Here is a 21200-nt window from a genome sequence, read left to right as displayed (position 1 = left end):
CGGCCGGGGCAGGGCTCCCTCTTCTCCGGAGACCGGAGTCCGGAGTCCGGAGAGCCGGTGTCACGCCGGTCCGGAACGGCGGCCGGCCTCGTCCTTGAGGCTGCGGCCGGAGTCCTTGGCCTGGTCGGTGACCTGGCCGGCCTGGTCGCGGGCCTCGTCCTGGGTGGTGCGGGCCGCCTGCTGCGCGGTGTCCTTCACCTCCGCGGCCGCGCTCTGCGTGGCCTCCCTGGCGTCTTCCTTCAGGTGCTGCGCGGACTCGGCGGCGGCCTGCTTGACCGGCTCCAGCGCCTCGGCGCCGCGTTCCATCAGCTCGGACGCCTTCTGCTGTTCCTTCTCGGAGGCGGGCACCATCGAGGCGGCCAGCAGGCCGACCCCGAAGGCGACCAGACCGGCGGCGATCGGGTTGCCCTGCGTCTGGCGGCGGGCCATCTCGGGCGTCTGCTGGACGGCCTGCCCCGCCTGGCCGGCGACCTCGCGCGCCGAGTCGGCCGCCCGTCCGGTGCCCTCCTGCACCGAGCCGGCCGCCGAACCGGCCGCCGACTGCACCGAGCCGGCCGCCGACCGGGCGGTGTCGGCCATGCCGTGGGCCGTGTACGAGGCGGTGCCCATGACACGGTCACGGACGCCCGACACCGTGCGGCGCATCCTCGCCCTGCGGCGGCGGACCATGCGGCGAGGGCTGGCCCGGTCGGCGAGCCGGTCCACGTCCGCGGAGAGCTGGCTCCGTGTGGCCGCTATCTCGGCCCTCATTTGGTCGGGTGACGTGCCCATTCCGCGTCCTCCTTCAGCGTCTGGACGGTCTTCTCGGGCTTCGGCGAGACGGTGCGCATCTTCGCGCGGCCCTTCTGGTACAGCACGGCCGCGGCGACGGCCCACAGCGCGGCGATGATCAGCGCGGCCCAGCCGTCGTCCATCACGTTGGCCAGACCGAACATGGCCGCCAGCGACAGGAACAGCAGGACCATGTAGCCGGCGAAACCGGCACCGCCGAACATCCCGGCCGCCTTGCCCGCCTTGCTGCCCTCCTCCTTGATCTCGGCCTTGGCCAGCTCCACCTCCTGACGGAAGAGGACCTGGAGGTCGGAGGTCACCCGGGACAGCAACTCACCCGCGGACCGCTCCCCTTCATACGGCTCGGCCGAGCGGGCCCGGGACAGCGGTGACATCGTGGCCATCTCACGCCTCCGGGAACGGACGGCCCGGCGTGCCGGCCGGCGGCGTGCCGAGGCTCGGCGGAGTGGACGGCGCGGGCGGTGCGGTCCCCGGCGGGGGAGCGACCGGCAGGGTCTCGGCGGCCGGGGCCGTGGTGAGCTGCCGCTGCCCGTTCCCGTCGGCCCGGGACGCCGTCTGGGTCACCTTCGCCAGGCGTCCGACGGCCAGCCCGGCCAGCAGCGCGCCGCCGAGGAAGGCGCCGGGGCGGCGCCGGGCGAAGCCCTGGAGGTCGGCGACGAGGCCCTCGACCCCCTGCCGCTCCAGATAGTCGGCCGCCCGCTGCCCCTTGTCGCCGGCCCGGGCCGCCAGACTGCGGGCGGGCGAGTCGCTCTCCGCATGCGCGGCCAGACCGGAGAAGTCGTTCGCCCACTGCCGCAGCGTGCCGGCCGCCCGCCTGGTCTGCTCGTCCGCCTCGTCGATCGCGCGGCCGCGCAGGTCCTCGACGACCGTGCCGGCCTGCTGCCGCGCCTCGCCCACGACGGCCCGGGCCTGCTCCGCCGCGGTCCCCGCGACCTGCCCGGCGGCCTGCCTGGCCTGGCCGGCCGTCGCGGAGGTCTCTGCCTTGACCTTGTCTCCGGTGCTCCCGGCTCCGGTTCGTACGGACTCACTCATCGGCGACTTCCCCTCATCGGATGTGCTGGTGCGGCTCCTGCTCCCTACGGGCCGACGCACGCCGGAGGTCTGAACGCCGGTCCTCACATAAAGCCGCCCGTGACATGACGAGTCGCCATTTGTACGTGATTGACACGTGATGAGGGGATCGGATATCGGGGTGGGACGAGCACGGCGGGCCGTTCACCGTTCGTCCGGCACCACGCCTTCCCGGTACAGGAGGTGTGCCGGGACGGCGTGGCTCCGAAGCGCACCTACGCCTACGCCTACGCCTACGCCGACGACAGTGACCTGCTCCTGATCAAGGAGGCCGCCCCGCCGCCGGATACGGCACGGACGCCATCCCCACCGGAGGCCTCCGGGACTTTTGGACCGCACGGCCGGCAGGTGGCGGCCACCCCTGCTTCCGGATCCTTCCCGCCGGCCGCTGACCGGTGACGGCGCCCTACGCCCCCGCCAGGTCCCCCAGCGCCTTGTGCAGCGGTTCCGTCGCCCGCCGCCGGTACTCCTGGACCGCCCAGCCGTTGCCGTCCGGGTCCGTGAAGTACATGAAGGTGGCGCCGTCGGAGTCGGCGTACCGGACCGGTTCGGAGACCTCCAGGCCCCGCTCGACCAGTTCCGCGTGGGCCGCCTCGATGTCGGCCACGCAGAGCTGGAGTCCTTGGTAGGAGCCCGGGGCCGGAGTGGGTCCGGGGGTCATCTCCCAGAGGCTGCTGCCGAGGGCGATCGAACAGCCCGAGCCGGGCGGGGTCAGCTGGACGATGCGCATGCCCGGCATGACCTCCTGGTCGATGTCGACGTGGAAGCCCACCTTGTCCCGGTAGAAGTCCCTGGCCCGGTCGATGTCGCTCACCGGCAGCGGGATCACTTCGAGGGTCATGTCCATGGAATTCCGGCTCCTTCGTCGACAGTCGGCTCCGCGTCAGGCGAACCGCCACCGGGTCTGGCTGAACGGCTCCCCCTTACCGAAGCCGAAAACGGTCCGCGGCGCCACCGAAAACACGACGGCGTGTCCCGGACCGTGATGGAAGTACCCGTCCCGGACCTCGAAGTGCCAGAAGCCGCCGTACTTCGCCTCCCACGCCGCCGCCAGCTCGCGCAGCCGCGCGTCGTCGGTGACCCGTACCGCCTCGCCCTCCACCACCACGTCGTAGCCCTCGTTCCAGGTGTTGGTGCCGGTCGTCAGTACGACGTGCGGGTTCTCCGCCAGGTTGCGGGCCTTGCGTTCGTCCGGGCCGGTGCAGAAGTGCAGGGCGCCGGCCGACCAGACGGCAGGGAGCGGGGTGACATGGGGGCGGCCGTCGGGGCGGACCGTGGAGATCCAGAACAGCTCCGCCTCGCTGAGCAGCAGCTCCGTCCCGGACCAGGGCGGGGCCCCGGCCGCCGGGTCGCTGTAGCGCGGGTCGAGGCGGGTCTCGGGGGTGTCGCTCATGGGACCTCCATCGCCGGTCGGCCGTACGTGCCGTCCTCCATCAGACCCCGTCCGCTCCCGGAACTCATCGCAGGCCGCCCCGGGGCCGCAGGTCCGTACTCCGGATAGGCTCATGGCCGTACGACCTTGATCCGAGGCACGAGGGAGGCCGGGGATGACGTCGGCGCCGGGGCGCAGGAGCAGTACCTTCACGCGGCTGCTGCGGCACGGCTTCACCGATCCGTCCGCCGCCGAGCGGCTGCTCGACAGCGCCGGACTCACGCTCGTGCGCGACGACCCCGTGCTGCTGGACGCCCTCGGTGCCACCGCCGATCCCGACCTCGCGCTGCGGGGCCTTGTGCGGCTGCTGGAGGCGCAGAGCGGGGTCACCGCCCGCCAGGAACTGCTGGACACGCTGATAGCCGCCAAGCCGCTGCGGGACCGGCTGCTCGGGGTGCTCGGCGCGTCCGAGGCGCTCGCCGACCATCTGGCCCGGCACCCGGGCGACTGGCAGGCCCTCGTCACCTACGAGCCGCGCGACCTGCACCCCGGCATCGAGGAGTTCGAGCGGGGCCTCGCCGAAGCCACCGACCCGGTCTCGCTCCGCGTCGCCTACCGGCGCTGTCTGCTGTCCATCGCCGCCCGTGACGTCTGCGGCACCATCGAGGTCGCCCAGACCGCCGCCGAGCTCGCCGACCTCGCCACCGCCACCCTGCGCGCCGCCCTCGGCCTCGCCGTGGCCGCCGCGCCCGAGGACGCCGCCCTGTGCCGGCTCGCGGTGATCGCGATGGGCAAGTGCGGCGGACACGAGCTGAACTACGTCTCCGACGTCGACGTCATCTTCGTCGGCGAGGCGGTGAACGGCGCCGACGAGGACAAGGCGCTGCGCGCCGCGACCCGGCTCGCCTCGCACCTGATGCGGATCTGCTCGGAGACCACCGTCGAGGGCTCCATCTGGCCCGTCGACGCCAATCTGCGCCCCGAGGGCCGCAACGGGCCGCTCGTGCGCACCCTCGCCTCCCACCTCGCCTACTACCAGCGCTGGGCCAAGACCTGGGAGTTCCAGGCGCTGCTCAAGGCCCGCCCGGTCGCCGGCGACCTCGCGCTCGGCGAGGAGTACGTCGCCGCGCTCCAGCCGCTGGTGTGGGGGGCCGCGGAGCGGGAGAACTTCGTCGCCGACGTGCAGAAGATGCGCCGCCGGGTGGTGGAGAACATCCCCGCCGCCGAGGTCGACCGGCAGCTGAAACTGGGCCCGGGGGGTCTGCGGGACGTCGAGTTCGCGGTGCAGCTGCTGCAACTGGTGCACGGGCGCGCCGACGGCTCGCTGCGCAGCGGCACCACCCTCGACGCGCTGAAGGCCCTCGCCGCCGGCGGCTACGTCGGCCGCGCGGACGCCGCCCAGCTCGACGACGCCTACCGCTTCCTGCGCTCCCTGGAGCACCGCATCCAGCTCCACCGGCTGCGCCGCACCCACCTCGTCCCCGAGGACGAGGCCGACCTGCGCCGCCTGGGCCGCTCCCTGGACCTGCGCACCGACCCGGTCGCCACCCTGACCCGGGAGTGGAAGCGGCACGCCTCCGTCGTACGGCGGCTGCACGAGAAGCTGTTCTACCGGCCGCTGCTGGACGCCGTCGCCGCACTCGCCCCGGGCGAGGCCCGGCTCAGCGCCGAGGCCGCGCGGGAGCGGCTGATCGCGCTCGGGTACGCCGATCCGGCCGCCGCGCTGCGCCACCTGGAGGCGCTGGCGTCCGGTGTCACCCGCAAGGCCGCCATCCAGCGCACCCTGCTGCCCGTGCTGCTCGGCTGGTTCGCGGACTCCGCCGACCCGGACGCCGGTCTGCTCACCTTCCGCAAGGTCTCCGACGCGCTCGGCAAGACACCCTGGTACCTGCGGCTGCTGCGCGACGAGGGCGCCGCCGCCGAGAACCTGGCCCGCGTGCTGTCCGCCGGCCGGCTCGCCCCCGACCTGCTGATGCGCGCCCCCGAGGCGGTGGCGCTGCTCGGCGACGGCGGCGGGGGACTCCGGCCGCGCCCCCGCGCCCCGCTGGAGCAGGAGATCCTCGCCGCCGTCCGCCGCGCCGACAACGCCGTCCAGGGCGTCACCGCCGCCCGCGGGGTGCGCCGCCGCGAGCTGTTCCGTACGTCCGCCGCCGACATCGTCGGCTCCTACGGCACCGAGTCGCAGCCCGCCGAGGCCGACCAGGGCGCCCTGGTGGACCTGGTGGGCGGCGCGGTGTCCGACCTGACGGCCGCCACCCTCGCCGGCACGCTCCGCGCGGTGGTCCGCGAGGGGTGGGGCGACACGCTCCCCACCCGGTTCGCCGTCATCGGCATGGGCCGCTTCGGCGGACACGAGCTGGGCTACGGCTCCGACGCGGACGTCCTGTTCGTGCACGAACCACGCGACGGCGTGGACGAGCGGGAGGCCGCCGAGGCCGCGAACAAGGTGGTCGCCGAGATGCGCCGCCTGCTCCAGGTCCCCAGCGCCGACCCGCCCCTGATCGTCGACGCCGACCTGCGCCCGGAGGGCAAGTCCGGCCCGCTGGTGCGCACCCTCAAGTCGTACGAGGCGTACTACCGCCGCTGGTCGCTGGTGTGGGAACGGCACGCGCTGCTGCGCGCCGAGCACGTCGCCGGGGACGAGGACCTGGGCCGCCGCTTCACCGAGCTGATCGACCCGCTGCGCTACCCGGCCGCCGGGCTCGACGAGGAGGCCGTCCGTGAGATCCGCCGGCTGAAGGCCCGTATGGAGTCCGAGCGGCTGCCGCGCGGCGCCGACCCCAAACTGCACGCCAAGCTCGGGCCGGGCGGGCTGTCCGACGTGGAGTGGACCGTGCAGCTGCTCCAGCTGCGGCACGGCGCGAAGGAGCCGGGCCTGCGCACGACCCGCACGCGGCAGGCGCTGGCCGCCGCCCGCGCGGCCGGGCTGATCTCCGAGGAGGACGCCTCCACCCTCGACGAGGCCTGGGTGCTCGCCACCCGCGTGCGCAACGCGGTGATGCTGGTCCGGGGCCGGGCCGGGGACACCTTCCCCACCGTGCCCCGGGAGCTGGGCGCCGTCGGCCGCTACCTGGGCTACGGCCCCGGTCACGCCGGCGACATGCTCGACGCGTACCGGCGCACGGCACGGCGGGCGCGGGGCGTGGTGGAGGAGCTGTTCTACGGGGGGTCGTGACCCCCGGGTCATCCCTGTTTCGGCACCGGAATCCGGTCCGGCCCCCGTTCCTCCCGTTCGCCCACCTGCCTCGGCAGGGTGTACGGCTGCCGGCCGTACCAGACCGCGGCGATGCAGTAGCCGAAGGCCAGACAGAGGACGCCGCCCACCGCGTCCAGCCAGAAGTGGTTGGCGGTGGCGACGATGACCACCAGCGTGGCCGCCGGGTACACCAGGCCCAGCACCCGCACCCACGGGACGGTGGCCAGCGCGAAGATCGTCAGACCGCACCACACCGACCAGCCGATGTGCATCGACGGCATCGCGGCGTACTGGTTCGACATGTTCTTCAGGTCGCCGGAGGCCATCGAACCCCACGTCTGGTGGACCAGGACGGTGTCGATGAAGTCCTGGCCGTTCATCAGCCGGGGCGGGGCGAGCGGATACAGGTAGTAGCCGACGAGGGCGATGCCCGTGGTGGTGAAGAGGACCAGGCGGGCCGCCGCGTAACGGCCGGGATGACCACGGTAGAGCCACACCAGGACACCCAACGTCACCACGAAGTGCAGGGTGGCGTAGTAGTAGTTCATGCCGACGATGAGCCAAGTCACCGAGTTCACGGCGTGGTTGACGGACTCCTCGACGGCGAGACCCAGTTGCCGCTCGAGCCGCCAGACCCAGTCGGCGTTGCGCAGCGCCTCGGACCGCTGTTCCGGCACGGCGTTGCGGACGAGCGAGTACGTCCAGTAACTCACCGCGATCAGCAGGATCTCGAACCACAGCCGGGGCCGGCGGGGGGCGCGCAGACGACGCAGGCGACCTGACCCCGTCTTGTCCGCGACGGGATGCGCTGCGGCCTCTTCCCGGCCTTCCAGCGTTGTCACCGTCGTGTCACCCATGGGCCAGAGTCTGCCAGAAAAGACCTCTTCTCAGATCATCCCCCGGTCGGGCCCGGCCCGCATGCGCTCCCCCGAGGGCAGGCCCGCTCCCTCCTCCTGTGGCAGTGCGCCGGAAGTCCTACCCTCCACCCTGGGGACGATTCCGGTCCCCAGGGGCCGAAGCGGTCGAACCGCGCACCACCAGTTCCGGCATGAACACGAACTCACTGTGCGGCGCGGGCGTTCCGCCGATCTCCTCCAGCAGCGTGCGCACCGCGGCCTGGCCCATCGCCGGAACCGGCTTGCGGACCGTGGTCAGCGGCGGATCGGTGAAGGCGATCAGCGGGGAATCGTCGAAGCCGACCACCGAGATGTCCTTCGGCACGTCCAGACCGCGCTGCCGGGCCGCCCGTATCGCGCCCAGGGCCATCATGTCGCTCGCGCACACCACCGCCGTGCAGTCGCGGTCCATCAGCGCGGTGGCGGCGGCCTGGCCGCCCTCCAGCGTGTACAGCGAGTGCTGGACCAGCTCGGTCTCGACCGTCTCGGCGCTCAGCCCCAGTTGCTCCTGCACGGTGCGCACGAAGCCCTCGATCTTGCGCTGCACCGGCACGAACCGCTTCGGCCCGAGCGCGAGGCCGATGCGGGTGTGGCCGAGGGAGGCGAGGTGGGTGACGGCGAGCGCCATCGCGGCCCGGTCGTCGGGGGAGATGAACGGCGCCTGCACCTTCGGCGAGAAACCGTCCACGAGCACGAACGGCACGCCCTGCGCCCGCAGCCGCTCGTAGCGCTGCGTGTCGGCGGTGGTGTCGGCGTGCAGCCCGGAGACGTAGATGATGCCGGCCACGCCGCGGTCCACGAGCATCTCCGTCAGCTCGTCCTCCGTCGACCCGCCCGGGGTCTGGGTGGCGAGCACCGGCGTGTAACCCTGGCGGGTCAGCGCCTGCCCGATGACCTGGGCCAGCGCCGGGAAGATCGGGTTCTCCAGCTCCGGGGTGATCAGCCCGACCAGGCCCTCGCTGCGCTGCCGCAGCCGCACCGGACGCTCGTAGCCGAGGACGTCGAGGGCGGCGAGCACGGACTGGCGGGTGGTGGCGGCGACGCCCGGCTTGCCGTTGAGGACGCGGCTGACGGTGGCCTCGCTCACCCCCGCCTGAGCAGCGATATCGGCAAGGCGTGTGGTCACAGGACTGGACTGTAGCCGCCGGTTCTCCCCTTGCACACCGATCGGACGCCTGGTGCGCGCGGTGCGCGCCGTCGAACGGCCCGCTGCGGGCTGCTGGGTCATCGCGGTCCCTCACGTCGTGGTCGGCGTCCGGTCCGCAACGGATGATTCCCCCGGCGGCAACGGATGGCAAGTACTTGCAGAGTCTTGCACAACAGTCCGAACCCCTGTCGTACAGGCGGAAACCCGGGTTGCCGAGCAGTCGAGGACAGGTCACGGCGGGGTAACTCTCGGCGTCGCTTGCAAAACTTTTCTGCAAGGTCTTTCGAAACGGTTCCATCGCTGTTACGTTCACGTCGCCCGGCGGCCGCAACGGCGCAGTCGGCAAGTCAGCAGGACGGCAGACGGGGCCGCACCTGCACTCACGGGCTTTCACCCTCAAGGAGAACTCATGCGGCGTGGCATAGCGGCCACCGCGCTGGTGGCGTCCCTCGCCCTCGCGGCGACGGCCTGCGGCGGAGACAGCGACAGCGGCGACTCGGCCGGCGGCCCGGTCACCATCACCTGGTGGGACACCTCCAACGCGACCAACGAGGCGCCGACGTACCAGGCCCTGGTCAAGGAGTTCGAGGCCGCCAACAAGGACATCAAGGTCGAGTTCGTCAACGTCCCCTTCGACCAGGCGCAGAACAAGTTCGACACCGCCGCCGGTTCCAAGGGCGCCCCCGACGTGCTGCGCTCCGAGGTCGGCTGGACCCCCGCCTTCGCCAAGAAGGGCTTCTTCCTGCCGCTGGACGGCACCGAGGCCCTCGCCGAGCAGGACGAGTTCAAGCCCAACCTGATCGAGCAGGCCAAGTACGAGGGCAAGACCTACGGCGTCCCCTTCACCACGGACACCCTCGCCTTCGTCTACAACAAGGAACTGTTCGCGAAGGCCGGCGTCGAGGCCCCCAAGACCTGGGACGACCTGAAGAAGGCCGCCGCCACCGTCAAGGACAAGACCGGCGTCGACGGCTACTGGGGCTCCACCGCCGGCTACTACGCCCAGCCGTTCCTGTACGGCGAGGGCACCGACATGGTCGACGCCGACGCCAAGAAGGTCACCGTGAAGTCGGCCGAGGCCGAGAAGGCGTACGGCACCTGGCTGGACCTCTTCGACGGCAAGGGCCTGCACAAGGCCGACGTCACCGCCGACGCCTACGCCCACATCCAGGACGCGTTCGTCAACGGCAAGGTCGCCTCGATCATCCAGGGCCCGTGGGAGATCACCAACTTCTACAAGGGTTCCGCCTTCAAGGACAAGAACAACCTCGGCATCGCCACCGTCCCGGCCGGTTCCACCGGCAAGGCGGGCGCCCCGACCGGCGGCCACAACCTCTCCGTCTACGCCGGTTCCACCGAGGACAAGCAGCAGGCCGCGCTGAAGTTCGTGAAGTTCATGACCTCGGCCAAGGCGCAGGAGACCATCGCGCTGAAGAACTCCACGCTGCCCACGCGCGACGACGCCTACACCGACCAGGTCAAGGCCGACCCGGGCATCGCCGGCTACCAGACGGTCCTCGCCGCCGCCCAGCCGCGCCCGGCCCTGCCCGAGTACAGCTCGCTGTGGGGTCCGCTGGACGACGAGCTGCCGCAGATCGCGAGCGGCAAGGAGTCCCTGGACAAGGGCCTGGGCGACGCGGAGACCGCGATCGCCAAGCTGGTGCCGGACTTCAGCAAGTAATGCCCGTGTGGCCGCCGGACCCGCTTCCAGGAGGGGAGGGTCCGGCGGCCGCCGGCCTGTGTGCCGTCCCCCTTGATCATCCAGAAGGTGCCGAACCATGACAGTCGCCATCGACCGCGCGACCGGCAAGCGCCGCGGTGACCGCGCGCCCCGCCCCGGGCCGGGCAGCCGCCTGAAGCGCGGATACCAGAAGTACTGGTACGCCTACGCCATGATCGCGCCGGTGGCGCTGGTGCTCGGCGTCATCGTGCTGTACCCCCTGGCCTACGGCTTCTACCTCACCCTCACCGACGCCGACAGCCTGAACTCGGCCCGCACCATCGGCGTCAACGAGATCGAGGCCACCTACAGGTTCATCGGCATCGACAACTACGCCGACATCCTGTGGGGCGAGACGGCCTACGACCGCTTCTGGTCCAAGTTCGTCTGGACGATCGTGTGGACGGCGGCCTGTGTCACCCTGCACTACGGCATCGGCCTGGGCCTGGCCCTGCTGCTCAACCAGAAGCTGAGCGGCCGCACCTTCTACCGGCTGGTCCTCATCCTGCCGTGGGCCGTGCCGACCTTCGTCACCGTCTTCGGCTGGCGCTTCATGCTCGCCGACGCCGGCATCGTCAACACCGCCCTGGACTCCCTCGGCCTGCCCTCGCCGGCGTGGCTGGAGGACACCTTCTGGCAGCGGTTCGCCGCGATCATGGTCAACACCTGGTGCGGTGTGCCGTTCATGATGATCTCCCTGCTCGGCGGACTGCAGTCCATCGACGCCAGCCTGTACGAGGCGGCCGAGATGGACGGCGCGAGCGCCTGGCAGCGGTTCCGCCACGTCACCCTGCCCGGCCTGCGCTCGGTCAGCTCCACCGTGGTCCTGCTCGGCGTCATCTGGACCTTCAACCAGTTCGCGATCATCTTCCTGCTGTTCGGCAACACCGCCCCGGACGCCCAGATCCTCGTCACCTGGTCCTACTACCTGGGCTTCGGGCAGCAGCCGCGCGAGTTCGCCGAGTCCGCGGCCTACGGCATGCTGCTGCTGGCCATCCTGGTCGTCTTCACCTCCTTCTACCGCCGCTGGCTGAACCGCAATGAGCAGCAGCTCGCGATCTGAGGCAGGAGTCCCCATGAGCACATCCACCGTCACCACCACTGCTCCGGCGGACCGGCCTGCCGACGGACCGCTCCCGCCGCGCACGGCGCGCCGGCGCGGCGAGAGCGGCCCGCTGGGCCGCCTCACCTCGCACGGCATCCTGATCGTCGCCAGTCTGATCGCGTTGTTCCCGGTCGCCTGGCTGGTCTTCCTCTCCCTCGGTCCCGACAAGGACGACTATCTGCGCCCCGGCGGCATCTGGGGCAAGATGACGCTCGACAACTACACGTTCGTCCTGCAGAACACGAACTTCTTCGACTGGCTGAAGAGCTCGCTGATCGTCTCGCTCGGCACCACGGTCATCGGCGTCCTCGTCGCCGCCACCACCGGCTACGCGGTCTCCCGCATGCGCTTCCCCGGCTACCGGAAGTTCATGTGGGTGCTGCTGGTCACCCAGATGTTCCCGGTGGCCGTCCTGATGGTCCCGATGTACCAGATCCTCTCGGACCTGCAGCTCGTCGACAGCTACCTCGGACTCGTCCTCGTCTACTGCTCGACGGCGGTGCCGTACTGCGCCTGGCTGATGAAGGGCTACTTCGACACCATCCCGTTCGAGATCGACGAGGCGGGACGGGTCGACGGGCTGACCCCCTTCGGCACGTTCGCGCGGCTGATCCTGCCGCTCTCCAAGCCGGGGCTCGCGGTCGCCGCGTTCTACAGCTTCATCACCGCGTTCGGCGAGGTCGCCTTCGCCACGACGTTCATGCTCGACGACGAGAAGTACACCCTCGCCGTCGGTCTGCAGAGCTTCGTCAGCGAGCACGACGCACAGCGCAACCTCATGGCCGCCACCGCGGTCCTGATCGCGATACCGGTCTCCGCGTTCTTCTACCTCGTGCAGAAGAACCTGGTGGCCGGCCTCACCGCCGGCGGCACGAAGGGCTGACCCCTTCGCGTCAGCGACTCCCGCGCGCCTGGCGCGCGCGGGTAGGCGGCCGCGGTGTCCATCCGACCCCGCCGGCACCGCGGCCGCCTCGTCTCCAGCCGCCTCCCTGACCGAACCTCGTATCAAGGACGACATGAGCCAGCAGCACTCCGCCGCCCCGGCCCCGACCCCCACGACCGACGCGGCCGTCGCCACCGTCGCCCGGCGCCGCGACTGGTGGCGGGACGCGGTGATCTACCAGGTGTACCCGCGCAGCTTCGCCGACAGCAACGGCGACGGCATGGGCGACCTGGAAGGCATCCGCTCCCGCCTGCCGTACCTGCGCGACCTCGGCGTGGACGCCGTGTGGCTCAGCCCCTTCTACGCCTCCCCGCAGGCCGACGCCGGCTACGACGTCGCCGACTACCGCGCCGTCGACCCCATGTTCGGCACCCTCCTGGACGCCGACGCGCTGATCCGCGACGCCCACGGCCTCGGCCTCAGGATCATCGTCGACCTGGTCCCGAACCACTCCTCCGACCAGCACGAGTGGTTCAAGCGCGCCCTCGCCGAGGGCCCCGGCTCGCCCTCGCGCGACCGCTACCACTTCCGCCCCGGCAAGGGCGCGAACGGCGAGCTGCCGCCCAACGACTGGGAGTCGATCTTCGGCGGCCCGGCCTGGACCCGCGTCACCGAGCCCGACGGCACACCGGGCGAGTGGTACCTGCACCTGTTCGCGCCCGAGCAGCCCGACTTCAACTGGGAGCACCCGGCCGTCGGCGACGAGTTCCGCTCCATCCTGCGGTTCTGGCTCGACATGGGCGTGGACGGCTTCCGCATCGACGTCGCCCACGGCATGGTGAAGGCAGAAGGCCTTCCCGACCTGGGAAACCACGAGCAACTGAAGCTGCTGGGCAACGATGTCATGCCGTTCTTCGACCAGGACGGCGTCCACGACATCTACCGCCAGTGGCGGCTCATCCTCGACGAGTACAGCGGCGAGCGCATCTTCGTCGCCGAGGCGTGGACCCCGACCGTCGAGCGCACCGCGAACTACGTCCGCCCCGACGAACTGCACCAGGCCTTCAACTTCCAGTACCTGGGCACCCACTGGGACGCCGAGGAGCTGCGCGGGGTCATCGACCGCACCCTGGACGCCATGCGCCCGGTCGGCGCCCCCGCCACCTGGGTGCTGTCCAACCACGACGTCACCCGGCACGCCACCCGCTTCGCCAACCCGGCGGGCCTCGGCACCCAGATCCGCCTGGCCGGCGACCGCGAACTGGGCCTGCGCCGGGCGCGCGCGGCGACGCTGCTGATGCTGGCGCTGCCCGGTTCGGCATACGTCTACCAGGGCGAGGAGCTCGGCCTGCCGGACGTCGTCGACCTGCCCGACGAGGTGCGCCAGGACCCGGCCTACTTCCGGGGCGCCGGCCAGGACGGCTTCCGCGACGGCTGCCGGGTGCCGATCCCGTGGACCCGCGAGGGCTCCTCGTACGGCTTCGGCGACGGCGGCAGCTGGCTGCCGCAGCCGGCGGGCTGGGGCGAGCTGAGCATCGAGGCGCAGACCGGCGCGCCCGGTTCGACCCTGGAGCTGTACCGGTCCGCGCTCGCCGTGCGCCGGGACCGGGCGGACCTGGGCGCCGGCGACGCGGTGGAGTGGCTGCGGGCACCCGAGGGCGTCCTCGCCTTCCGGCGCGGCGACTTCGTGTGCGTCGCCAACACCACGGGGGAGTCGGTGACGACCCCGGCGTACGGGCGGGTGCTGCTCTCCAGCGGTGAGGTGGAGGAGACGGCCGGCGAGGCGAAGCTGCCCGCCGACACCACCGTGTGGTGGACCAGGGGCTGAGGTTCGGCTCGCAACTTTTTTCGTTCAAGTCGGTACGGCCCGCTGCCCTTTCGGGTGGCGGGCCTCTAACATCTGCGTTGCCGCAAGGTTGCTGAAGTTTTCTGCAAGAAGCTTCAGCCTGCTTCAGCGGTATCCCCACACCCTTCGATGAAGAAGGAAACCCCACATGGCACGCAGAACCCTCTCCGGGGTGGTCGCCCTCGCGGCCGCCTCGGTTGTCATGGCCCCTACCGGGGCGGAGGCGTCCCCGCCCGGCGGCAAGGACGTCACGGCCGTTCTCTTCGAGTGGAACTTCGCCTCGGTCGCCCGTGAGTGCACCACCGCCCTCGGCCCCGCCGGATACGGATACGTCCAGGTCTCCCCGCCCGCCGAGCACATACAGGGCGCGCAGTGGTGGACGTCGTACCAGCCGGTGAGCTACAAGATCGCCGGGCGGCTCGGTGACCGCGCCGCGTTCAAGAACATGGTCGACACGTGTCACGCGGCCGGCGTGAAGGTCGTCGCCGACACGGTCATCAACCACATGTCCGCCGGCAACGGCACCGGCACCGGCGGCTCGTCGTACACGAAATACAACTACCCCGGGTTGTACTCCTCGTACGACTTCGACAACTGCACCGCGCAGATCAGCAACTACGGCGACCGCGGGAACGTCCAGAACTGCGAACTCGTCGGCCTCGCCGACCTGGACACCGGCGAGGACTACGTCCGCGGGGCCATCGCCACGTACATGAACGACCTGCTCTCGCTGGGCGTCGACGGGTTCCGGATCGACGCGGCCAAGCACATGCCGGCCGCCGACCTGGCCAACATCAAGTCCCGCCTGAGCAACCCGGGCGTGTACTGGAAGCAGGAGGTCATCCACGGCGCGGGTGAGGCCGTCCAGCCCACCGAGTACACCGGCAACGGCGACGTCCAGGAGTTCCGCTACGCCTACGACCTCAAGCGGGTCTTCAACAACGAGAACCTCGCCTACCTCAAGAACTACGGCGAGGGCTGGGGCTACATGAACAGCTCCGTCTCCGGCGTCTTCGTCGACAACCACGACACCGAGCGCAACGGCAGCACGCTGTCCTACAAGGACGGCGCCACCTACACCCTGGCCAACGTCTTCATGCTGGCCTGGCCCTACGGCGCCCCGGACATCAACTCCGGGTACGAGTTCTCCGACCACGACGCCGGACCGCCGAACGGCGGGCGGGTCGACGCCTGCTGGCAGAACGGCTGGAAGTGCCAGCACAACTGGCCGGAGATCAAGTCCATGGTCGCCTTCCGCAACGCCACCCGCGGCCAGGCGGTCACCAACTGGTGGGACAACGGCAATGACGCCATCGCCTTCGGCCGGGGCAGCAAGGGTTTCGTGGCCGTCAACCACGAGTCGAGCAGCCTGACCCGCACCTACCAGACCTCCCTCCCCGCGGGCACGTACTGCAACGTCCAGAACAACACCGCGGTGACGGTGAACGGTTCCGGGCAGCTGACCGCCACCCTGGGCTCCCACACGGCCCTCGCGGTGTACGCCGGCAAGTCGTCCTGCTGAACGCGCGCGGGCCGCGCCGCCGTTCACGGGGCGGCGGCGCGGCCCGCGTCCGCATGCAAGTCCTTACCGTTACTTTCACAACCCTTGCTGTAAAGCTTTCAACGGGGATACGGTCACGCCGACGCTCCGGTGACGTGGCCGAAACAGGCCGTCGCCGTGGCGTGGGGTCGGACCCAATGAGCCGTAAGCGCAAGGAGTTCACGCCTTGATACCCAGATGGCCCGCGCCCCCGGGGCGCCGCACCGCACGAGGCGGACGCGTCGCCGCCGTCACCGTGGCCGCGCTCGCCGCCACCCTGGTGCAGCCGGTCGCCGCCGGTGCCGCCGCCCCGCCCGCGCCGCCCTCGGACGCGAAGCTCGCCGCGTCGCCCGCGCGGCACGATCTGACCCGCGAGCAGTTCTACTTCGTCCTGCCGGACCGGTTCGCCAACGGGGACACCAAGAACGACCGCGGCGGGCTCACCGGATCGCGCCTCGCCACCGGGTACGACCCCACCGACAAGGGGTTCTACCAGGGCGGCGACCTCAAGGGCCTGACGAAGAAGCTCGACTACATCAAGGGGCTCGGCACCACCGCCATCTGGATGGCGCCCCTCTTCAAGAACCAGCCCGTGCAGGGGACGGGGGAGAACGCCTCCGCCGGTTACCACGGCTACTGGATCACCGACTTCACCCGGGTCGACCCGCACTTCGGCACCAACGAGGACCTCGAGACCCTCATCGACAAGGCCCACGACAAGGGCATGAAGGTCTTCTTCGACGTCATCACCAACCACACCGCCGACGTCGTCGACTACGAGGAGAAGTCCTACGGCTATCTCTCGAAGGGCGCCTTCCCGTACCTGACGAAGGACGGCGAGCCCTTCGACGACGCCGACTACGCCGACGGCTCGCGCGGGTTCCCGCGCGTCGGCTCCGGCTCCTTCCCGCGCACCCCGGCCGTGCCCGCCGCGAAGGAGGACCTCAAGGTCCCGTCCTGGCTCAACGACCCGGAGATGTACCACAACCGGGGCGACTCCACCTTCGCCGGGGAGTCCAGCGAGTACGGCGACTTCTCCGGGCTCGACGACCTGTGGACCGAGCGTCCCGAGGTCGTCGACGGCATGGAGAAGATCTACCAGCGGTGGGTGAGGGACTTCGACATCGACGGCTTCCGGATCGACACCGTGAAGCACGTCAACATGGAGTTCTGGACCCAGTGGGCCACCGCGCTCGACGCCTACGCGGCGAAGAAGGGCCGGGACGACTTCTTCATGTTCGGCGAGGTGTACTCCGCCGACACGGACGTCACCGCCCCGTACGTCACCCAGGGCCGCCTCGACGCCACGCTCGACTTCCCGTTCCAGGAGGCGGCCCGGCAGTACGCCTCGCAGGGCGGCAGCGCGAAGAAGCTGGCCTCCGTCTTCGGCGACGACCACAAGTACGCCACCGACAGGGCCAACGCCTACGAGCAGGTCACCTTCCTCGGCAACCACGACATGGGCCGCATCGGGACGTTCCTGAAGCAGGACGACCCGCAGGCGTCCGACGCCGAGCTGCTGAAGAAGGACATGCTCGCCAACGAGCTGATGTTCCTCAGCCGGGGCAACCCGGTCGTCTACTACGGCGACGAGCAGGGCTTCACCGGCGCCGGCGGCGACAAGGACGCCCGCCAGACCCTGTTCGCCTCCCGTACGGCCGACTACCTCGACGACGACCTGATCGGCACCGACCGCACCCACGCCGAGGACGCCTACGACACGCGAGCACCGCTCTACGAGCAGATCAGTGCTCTCGCCAAGCTCCGCAAGGCCCACCCGGCCCTGACCGACGGCATCCAGCAGGAGCGGTACGCGGCCGACGGCGCGGGCGTCTACGCCTTCTCCCGCACCGGCACGGAGAAGGACACCACCGAGTACGTCGTCGCCTTCAACAACGCCGGCGAGGCGAAGAAGGCCACCTTCGCGACCGGCTCCGCGCGGATGACGTACAAGGGCCTCCACGGCACCGACGCCACCGTCACCAGCGACGCCGACAAGAAGATCACCGTCACCGTCCCGGCGGGCTCGGCGATCGTCCTCAAGGCCTCCGGCCCGCTCGCGAAGCCCGCCGCGAAGCCCACGATCACGCTCAAGGCCCCGGACACCGGCGCCACCGGCACCGTCGAGCTCACCGCCGACGTCGAGGGCGGACAGCTCAACCGGGTCGTCTTCGCCGCCCAGACCGGCGACGGCACGTGGCGGACCCTCGGCTCCGCCGACCACGCCCCCTACCAGGTCACCCACACCATCGGCGAGGACGTCCCCGCCGGCACCGCCCTGCGCTACAAGGCGGTCGTGGTCGACTCGGCCGGCCGCACCGCGAGCGCCCTGGCCGCCTCCACCACCGGCACCCCGCCCGTCGAGGAGCCGCCCACCGCCGCCTCCCGCGACTACGCGGTCGTCCACTACAAGCGCACGGACGGCGACTACGACGACTGGGGCCTGTACGCCTGGGGCGACCTGGCGGACGGCGAGGCCACCGAGTGGCCGGACAGCCACCCCTTCACCGGCCGCGACGCCTACGGCGCCTTCGCCTACGTCAAGCTCAAGCCCGGCGCGTCCGACCTCGGTTTCCTCGTCATCGACAAGGACGGCGACAAGGACGTCTCCACCGACCGCACGATCGACCTCACCAGGACCGGTGAGATCTGGATCGAGCAGGGCAAGGAGACCGTCACCACCGAGCGGCCCGACTACCCGGCCCAGGACACCACCAAGGCCGTGCTCCACTACCAGCGCGCCGACGGGAACTACGACGGCTGGGGCCTGCACACCTGGACCGGCGCCGCGAACCCCACCGACTGGTCGAACCCCCTGGAACCGGTGAAGACTGATGCCTATGGCGCTGTCTTCGAGGTGCCGCTCACCGAGGGTGCCACCAGCCTCAGCTACATCCTCCACAAGGGCGACGAGAAGGACCTGCCCACCGACCGGTCGCTGGATCTCAAGGCCGACGGCCATGAGGTGTGGCTGTTGAGCGGCCAGGAGAAATACCTGCTGCCGCAGCCGGCCGGCTCGGCGGCCGCCCTCGACCCGGCCACCTCCAAGGCGGTCTGGATCGACCGGGACACCGTTGTCTGGGACGGCTCCGAGGCCGCCGCCTCCACCCAGCTCCTCGCCTCCCGCACCGGTTCCATCAAGGTGCAGGACGGGACGCTGACCAGCGACGACGCGCGCTGGCTGCGGCTGACGAGGGCGACGCTCACCGACGCCCAGAAGGCGAAGTTCCCGCACCTGAAGGACGGCACCGCCTGGTCCGTCGACCCGCGTGACCGGGACCGGGTGCGCGAGGCCCTGCGCGGCCAGGTGATCGCCTCCCAGCGCGCCGCCAACGGCGCCGTGCTCGCCGCGACCGGCGTGCAGACCGCGGGCGTCCTGGACGACCTCTACGCCGCCGGCGCCACGAAGGCGGACCTCGGCCCGACCTTCCGCCACGGTCGGCCCACCCTCTCCGTGTGGGCGCCGACCGCGCGGAACGTCTCCCTGGAGATCGGCGACCGCACCGTCCGGATGCGCCGCGACGACGCCACCGGCGTCTGGTCCGTCACCGGCCCGAGCTCCTGGAAGGGCAAGCCCTACCGGTACGCGGTGAAGGTGTGGGCGCCCAGCACCCGCGAGATCGTCACCAACAAGGTCACCGACCCCTACTCGGTCGCCCTGACCACCGACTCCGAGCGCAGCCTCGTCGTCGACCTCGACGACCGGAGCCTCGCGCCCAAGGGCTGGTCCGGCCTGGACAAGCCGAAGGCCGTGCCGCTGAAGGACGCCCAGATCCAGGAGCTGCACGTCCGCGACTTCTCCGTGGCGGACCGCACGGCCGAGAACCCCGGCACCTACCTCGCCTTCACCGACGAGGACAGCGACGGCAGCAGGCACCTGCGCGAGCTGGCGGAGGCCGGCACCTCGTACGTGCACCTGCTGCCCGCGTTCGACATCGCCACCGTCCCCGAGAGGAAGTCCGACCGGGCGACCGTCGACTGCGACCTCGCCTCCTACCCGGCCGACTCCGACAAGCAGCAGGAGTGCGTGGCGAAGGCCGCCGCCAAGGACGCCTACAACTGGGGCTACGACCCGTACCACTACACGGTCCCCGAAGGCTCCTACGCCACCGACCCGGACGGCACCGCCCGCACGGTCGAGTTCCGGAAGATGGTGAAGGCGCTCAACGAGGACGGCCTCCGCGTCGTGATGGACGTGGTCTACAACCACACCGCCGCGAGCGGCCAGGCCGGGACCTCCGTCCTGGACCGGATCGTGCCCGGCTACTACCAGCGGCTCCTCGCCGACGGCTCGGTCGCCAACAGCACCTGCTGCGCGGGCACGGCCACCGAGAACGCCATGATGGGCAAGCTGGTCGTCGACTCGGTCGTCACCTGGGCCAAGGAGTACAAGGTCGACGGCTTCCGCTTCGACCTCATGGGCCACCACCCGAAGGCCAACATCCTCGCCGTCCGCGAGGCCCTCGACGCGCTGACCCCCGCGAAGGACGGCGTCGACGGCAAGAAGATCATCCTGTACGGCGAGGGCTGGAACTTCGGCGAGATCGCCGACGACGCACGCTTCGTCCAGGCCACGCAGAAGAACATGGCCGGCACCGGCATCGCCACCTTCTCCGACCGGGCCCGCGACGCCGTGCGCGGCGGCGGCCCCTTCGACGAGGACCCCGGAGTGCAGGGCTTCGCCTCCGGTCTCCACACCGACCCCAACTCCTCGACGGGCAACGGCACCGAGGCCGAGCAGAAGGCCCGCCTCCTGCACTACCAGGACCTGATCAAGGTGGGCCTGAGCGGCAACCTCGCCGACTACACCTTCACCGACACCAGCGGCAAGGAGGTCAAGGGCTCCCAGGTCGACTACAACGGCGCCCCCGCCGGCTACGCGGACGCGCCCGGTGACGCCCTCGCCTACGCGGACGCGCACGACAACGAGTCGCTGTTCGACGCGCTCGCCTTCAAGCTGCCGAAGGACACGTCCGCCGACGACCGGGCCCGGATGCAGGTCCTCGCCATGGCGACGGCCACCCTCTCGCAGGGCCCGGCCCTCTCACAGGCGGGCACCGACCTGCTGCGCTCCAAGTCCCTGGACCGCAACTCCTACGACAGCGGCGACTGGTTCAACGCCATCCACTGGAACTGCGCGGACGGCAACGGCTTCGGCCGCGGTCTGCCGCCGGCCGCCGACAACGAGGCCAAGTGGCCCTACGCCCAGCCCCTGCTGGGTGCGATCAAGGTCGGCTGCCCGCAGATCGAGGGCACCTCGGCCGCCTACCAGGACCTGCTGGCCATCCGTACGACGGAGAAGGCCTTCTCCCTCGACACGGCCGCCCAGGTACAGTCCCGGCTCTCCTTCCCGCTGTCCGGGAAGGACGAGACGCCCGGTGTGATCACGATGGCCCTCGGTGACCTGGTCGTGGTCTTCAACGCCACGCCCCGGAAGCAGGAGCAGCGGGTCGCCGCGCTCGCCGGGACCGGCTACCGGCTGCACCCGGCGCAGTCGGCCGGCGGGGACGCGGTCGTGAAGACCTCGGCGTACGCGAAGGGGTCCGGCACGTTCACCGTTCCGGCGCGCACGGTCGCCGTGTTCACCACGGCCGGCTGACCCCGGAAGGGGCCTGCGGCTAGTGTGAGCCCT

Annotated in this window: 15 protein-coding genes; 8 read left to right on the top strand and 7 right to left on the bottom strand. The window is 71.0% G+C overall.

The window, feature by feature from the left end; all coding sequences use genetic code 11:
- Positions 1–60 precede the first annotated feature (60 nt).
- The 3 genes from ACFXAE_RS26365 to ACFXAE_RS26355 are packed head-to-tail and all read right to left on the bottom strand — an operon-like array spanning position 61 to position 1824.
- Positions 61–771: a DUF3618 domain-containing protein gene (locus ACFXAE_RS26365; RefSeq protein WP_384719140.1), complete on the bottom strand. Its 711-nt coding sequence runs from the start codon at positions 769–771 to the stop codon at positions 61–63.
- A complete protein-coding gene (locus ACFXAE_RS26360; protein WP_384719138.1) occupies positions 747–1175 on the bottom strand; it encodes a phage holin family protein in 429 nt (142 codons plus the stop codon). Before ACFXAE_RS26360 ends, ACFXAE_RS26365 begins: the two co-directional genes overlap by 25 nt.
- Before the next feature lies 1 nt (position 1176).
- Positions 1177–1824, bottom strand: a complete 648-nt coding sequence (locus ACFXAE_RS26355) for a hypothetical protein (protein ID WP_384719136.1) — start codon at positions 1822–1824, stop codon at positions 1177–1179.
- Between the two features lie 237 nt (positions 1825–2061).
- Between ACFXAE_RS26355 and ACFXAE_RS26350 the strand changes: the two genes are divergently transcribed.
- A complete protein-coding gene (locus ACFXAE_RS26350; RefSeq protein ID WP_384719134.1) occupies positions 2062–2262 on the top strand; it encodes a hypothetical protein in 201 nt (66 codons plus the stop codon).
- 7 nt (positions 2263–2269) lie between these two features.
- On the opposite strand, the gene ACFXAE_RS26345 is transcribed toward ACFXAE_RS26350, so the two are convergent.
- Both ACFXAE_RS26345 and ACFXAE_RS26340 read right to left on the bottom strand, forming a co-directional pair.
- The gene (locus ACFXAE_RS26345; RefSeq protein WP_384719132.1) at positions 2270–2710 is read right to left on the bottom strand and encodes a VOC family protein; all 441 of its coding nucleotides are present in this window, start codon (positions 2708–2710) and stop codon (positions 2270–2272) included.
- A gap of 36 nt (positions 2711–2746) precedes the next feature.
- Positions 2747–3256, bottom strand: a complete 510-nt coding sequence (locus ACFXAE_RS26340) for a pyridoxamine 5'-phosphate oxidase family protein (protein ID WP_384719130.1) — start codon at positions 3254–3256, stop codon at positions 2747–2749.
- A 154-nt stretch (positions 3257–3410) separates the two neighbouring features.
- Between ACFXAE_RS26340 and ACFXAE_RS26335 the strand changes: the two genes are divergently transcribed.
- Positions 3411–6410 carry a bifunctional [glutamine synthetase] adenylyltransferase/[glutamine synthetase]-adenylyl-L-tyrosine phosphorylase gene (locus ACFXAE_RS26335; RefSeq protein ID WP_384719128.1) on the top strand — a complete coding sequence of 1000 codons (3000 nt, stop codon included), beginning with the start codon at positions 3411–3413 and terminating at the stop codon, positions 6408–6410.
- A gap of 8 nt (positions 6411–6418) precedes the next feature.
- On the opposite strand, the gene ACFXAE_RS26330 is transcribed toward ACFXAE_RS26335, so the two are convergent.
- Together ACFXAE_RS26330 and ACFXAE_RS26325 are read right to left on the bottom strand one after the other, a co-directional pair.
- Positions 6419–7288, bottom strand: coding sequence for a phosphatase PAP2 family protein (locus tag ACFXAE_RS26330; RefSeq protein WP_384719126.1), 870 nt, complete (start codon positions 7286–7288; stop codon positions 6419–6421).
- Between the two features lie 118 nt (positions 7289–7406).
- Positions 7407–8453 carry a LacI family DNA-binding transcriptional regulator gene (locus ACFXAE_RS26325; protein WP_384719124.1) on the bottom strand — a complete coding sequence of 349 codons (1047 nt, stop codon included), beginning with the start codon at positions 8451–8453 and terminating at the stop codon, positions 7407–7409.
- A 430-nt stretch (positions 8454–8883) separates the two neighbouring features.
- Between ACFXAE_RS26325 and ACFXAE_RS26320 the strand changes: the two genes are divergently transcribed.
- From ACFXAE_RS26320 to pulA, 6 genes are all read left to right on the top strand, one after another.
- Complete coding sequence (locus ACFXAE_RS26320) at positions 8884–10155, top strand: extracellular solute-binding protein (RefSeq protein ID WP_384719122.1); 1272 nt, start codon at positions 8884–8886, stop codon at positions 10153–10155.
- Between the two features lie 97 nt (positions 10156–10252).
- The gene (locus ACFXAE_RS26315) at positions 10253–11257 is read left to right on the top strand and encodes a carbohydrate ABC transporter permease (protein WP_384719120.1); all 1005 of its coding nucleotides are present in this window, start codon (positions 10253–10255) and stop codon (positions 11255–11257) included.
- A 13-nt stretch (positions 11258–11270) separates the two neighbouring features.
- On the top strand, positions 11271–12182 hold the full coding sequence (locus tag ACFXAE_RS26310) for a sugar ABC transporter permease (protein ID WP_384719118.1): 912 nt from the start codon (positions 11271–11273) through the stop codon (positions 12180–12182).
- 133 nt (positions 12183–12315) lie between these two features.
- Entirely contained in the window at positions 12316–14010 is a 1695-nt protein-coding gene (locus ACFXAE_RS26305) for a glycoside hydrolase family 13 protein (protein ID WP_384719116.1), read from the top strand.
- A gap of 166 nt (positions 14011–14176) precedes the next feature.
- Positions 14177–15550, top strand: coding sequence for an alpha-amylase family protein (locus tag ACFXAE_RS26300; protein ID WP_384719114.1), 1374 nt, complete (start codon positions 14177–14179; stop codon positions 15548–15550).
- Between the two features lie 205 nt (positions 15551–15755).
- On the top strand, positions 15756–21167 hold the full coding sequence (pulA, locus tag ACFXAE_RS26295) for a pullulanase-type alpha-1,6-glucosidase (protein WP_384719112.1): 5412 nt from the start codon (positions 15756–15758) through the stop codon (positions 21165–21167).
- Positions 21168–21200 lie beyond the last annotated feature (33 nt).

It is taken from the genome of Streptomyces sp. NPDC059454 (assembly GCF_042749965.1).
GTDB lineage: Bacteria > Actinomycetota > Actinomycetes > Streptomycetales > Streptomycetaceae > Streptomyces.
Note: the sequence above shows the minus strand (reverse complement) of the source record. Positions and strands in the feature narration are given on the sequence as shown.

Excerpts from the sequence above, each read along its gene's own strand:
- ACFXAE_RS26365 (WP_384719140.1), bottom strand. The coding sequence starts at position 771 with ATGGGCACGTCACCCGACCAAATGAGGGCCGAGATAGCGGCCACACGG.
- ACFXAE_RS26360 (WP_384719138.1), bottom strand. The coding sequence starts at position 1,175 with ATGGCCACGATGTCACCGCTGTCCCGGGCCCGCTCGGCCGAGCCGTAT.
- ACFXAE_RS26355 (WP_384719136.1), bottom strand. The coding sequence starts at position 1,824 with ATGAGTGAGTCCGTACGAACCGGAGCCGGGAGCACCGGAGACAAGGTC.
- ACFXAE_RS26345 (WP_384719132.1), bottom strand. The coding sequence starts at position 2,710 with ATGGACATGACCCTCGAAGTGATCCCGCTGCCGGTGAGCGACATCGAC.
- ACFXAE_RS26340 (WP_384719130.1), bottom strand. The coding sequence starts at position 3,256 with ATGAGCGACACCCCCGAGACCCGCCTCGACCCGCGCTACAGCGACCCG.
- ACFXAE_RS26335 (WP_384719128.1), top strand. The coding sequence starts at position 3,411 with ATGACGTCGGCGCCGGGGCGCAGGAGCAGTACCTTCACGCGGCTGCTG.
- ACFXAE_RS26330 (WP_384719126.1), bottom strand. The coding sequence starts at position 7,288 with ATGGGTGACACGACGGTGACAACGCTGGAAGGCCGGGAAGAGGCCGCA.
- ACFXAE_RS26320 (WP_384719122.1), top strand. The coding sequence starts at position 8,884 with ATGCGGCGTGGCATAGCGGCCACCGCGCTGGTGGCGTCCCTCGCCCTC.
- ACFXAE_RS26315 (WP_384719120.1), top strand. The coding sequence starts at position 10,253 with ATGACAGTCGCCATCGACCGCGCGACCGGCAAGCGCCGCGGTGACCGC.
- ACFXAE_RS26310 (WP_384719118.1), top strand. The coding sequence starts at position 11,271 with ATGAGCACATCCACCGTCACCACCACTGCTCCGGCGGACCGGCCTGCC.
- ACFXAE_RS26305 (WP_384719116.1), top strand. The coding sequence starts at position 12,316 with ATGAGCCAGCAGCACTCCGCCGCCCCGGCCCCGACCCCCACGACCGAC.
- ACFXAE_RS26300 (WP_384719114.1), top strand. The coding sequence starts at position 14,177 with ATGGCACGCAGAACCCTCTCCGGGGTGGTCGCCCTCGCGGCCGCCTCG.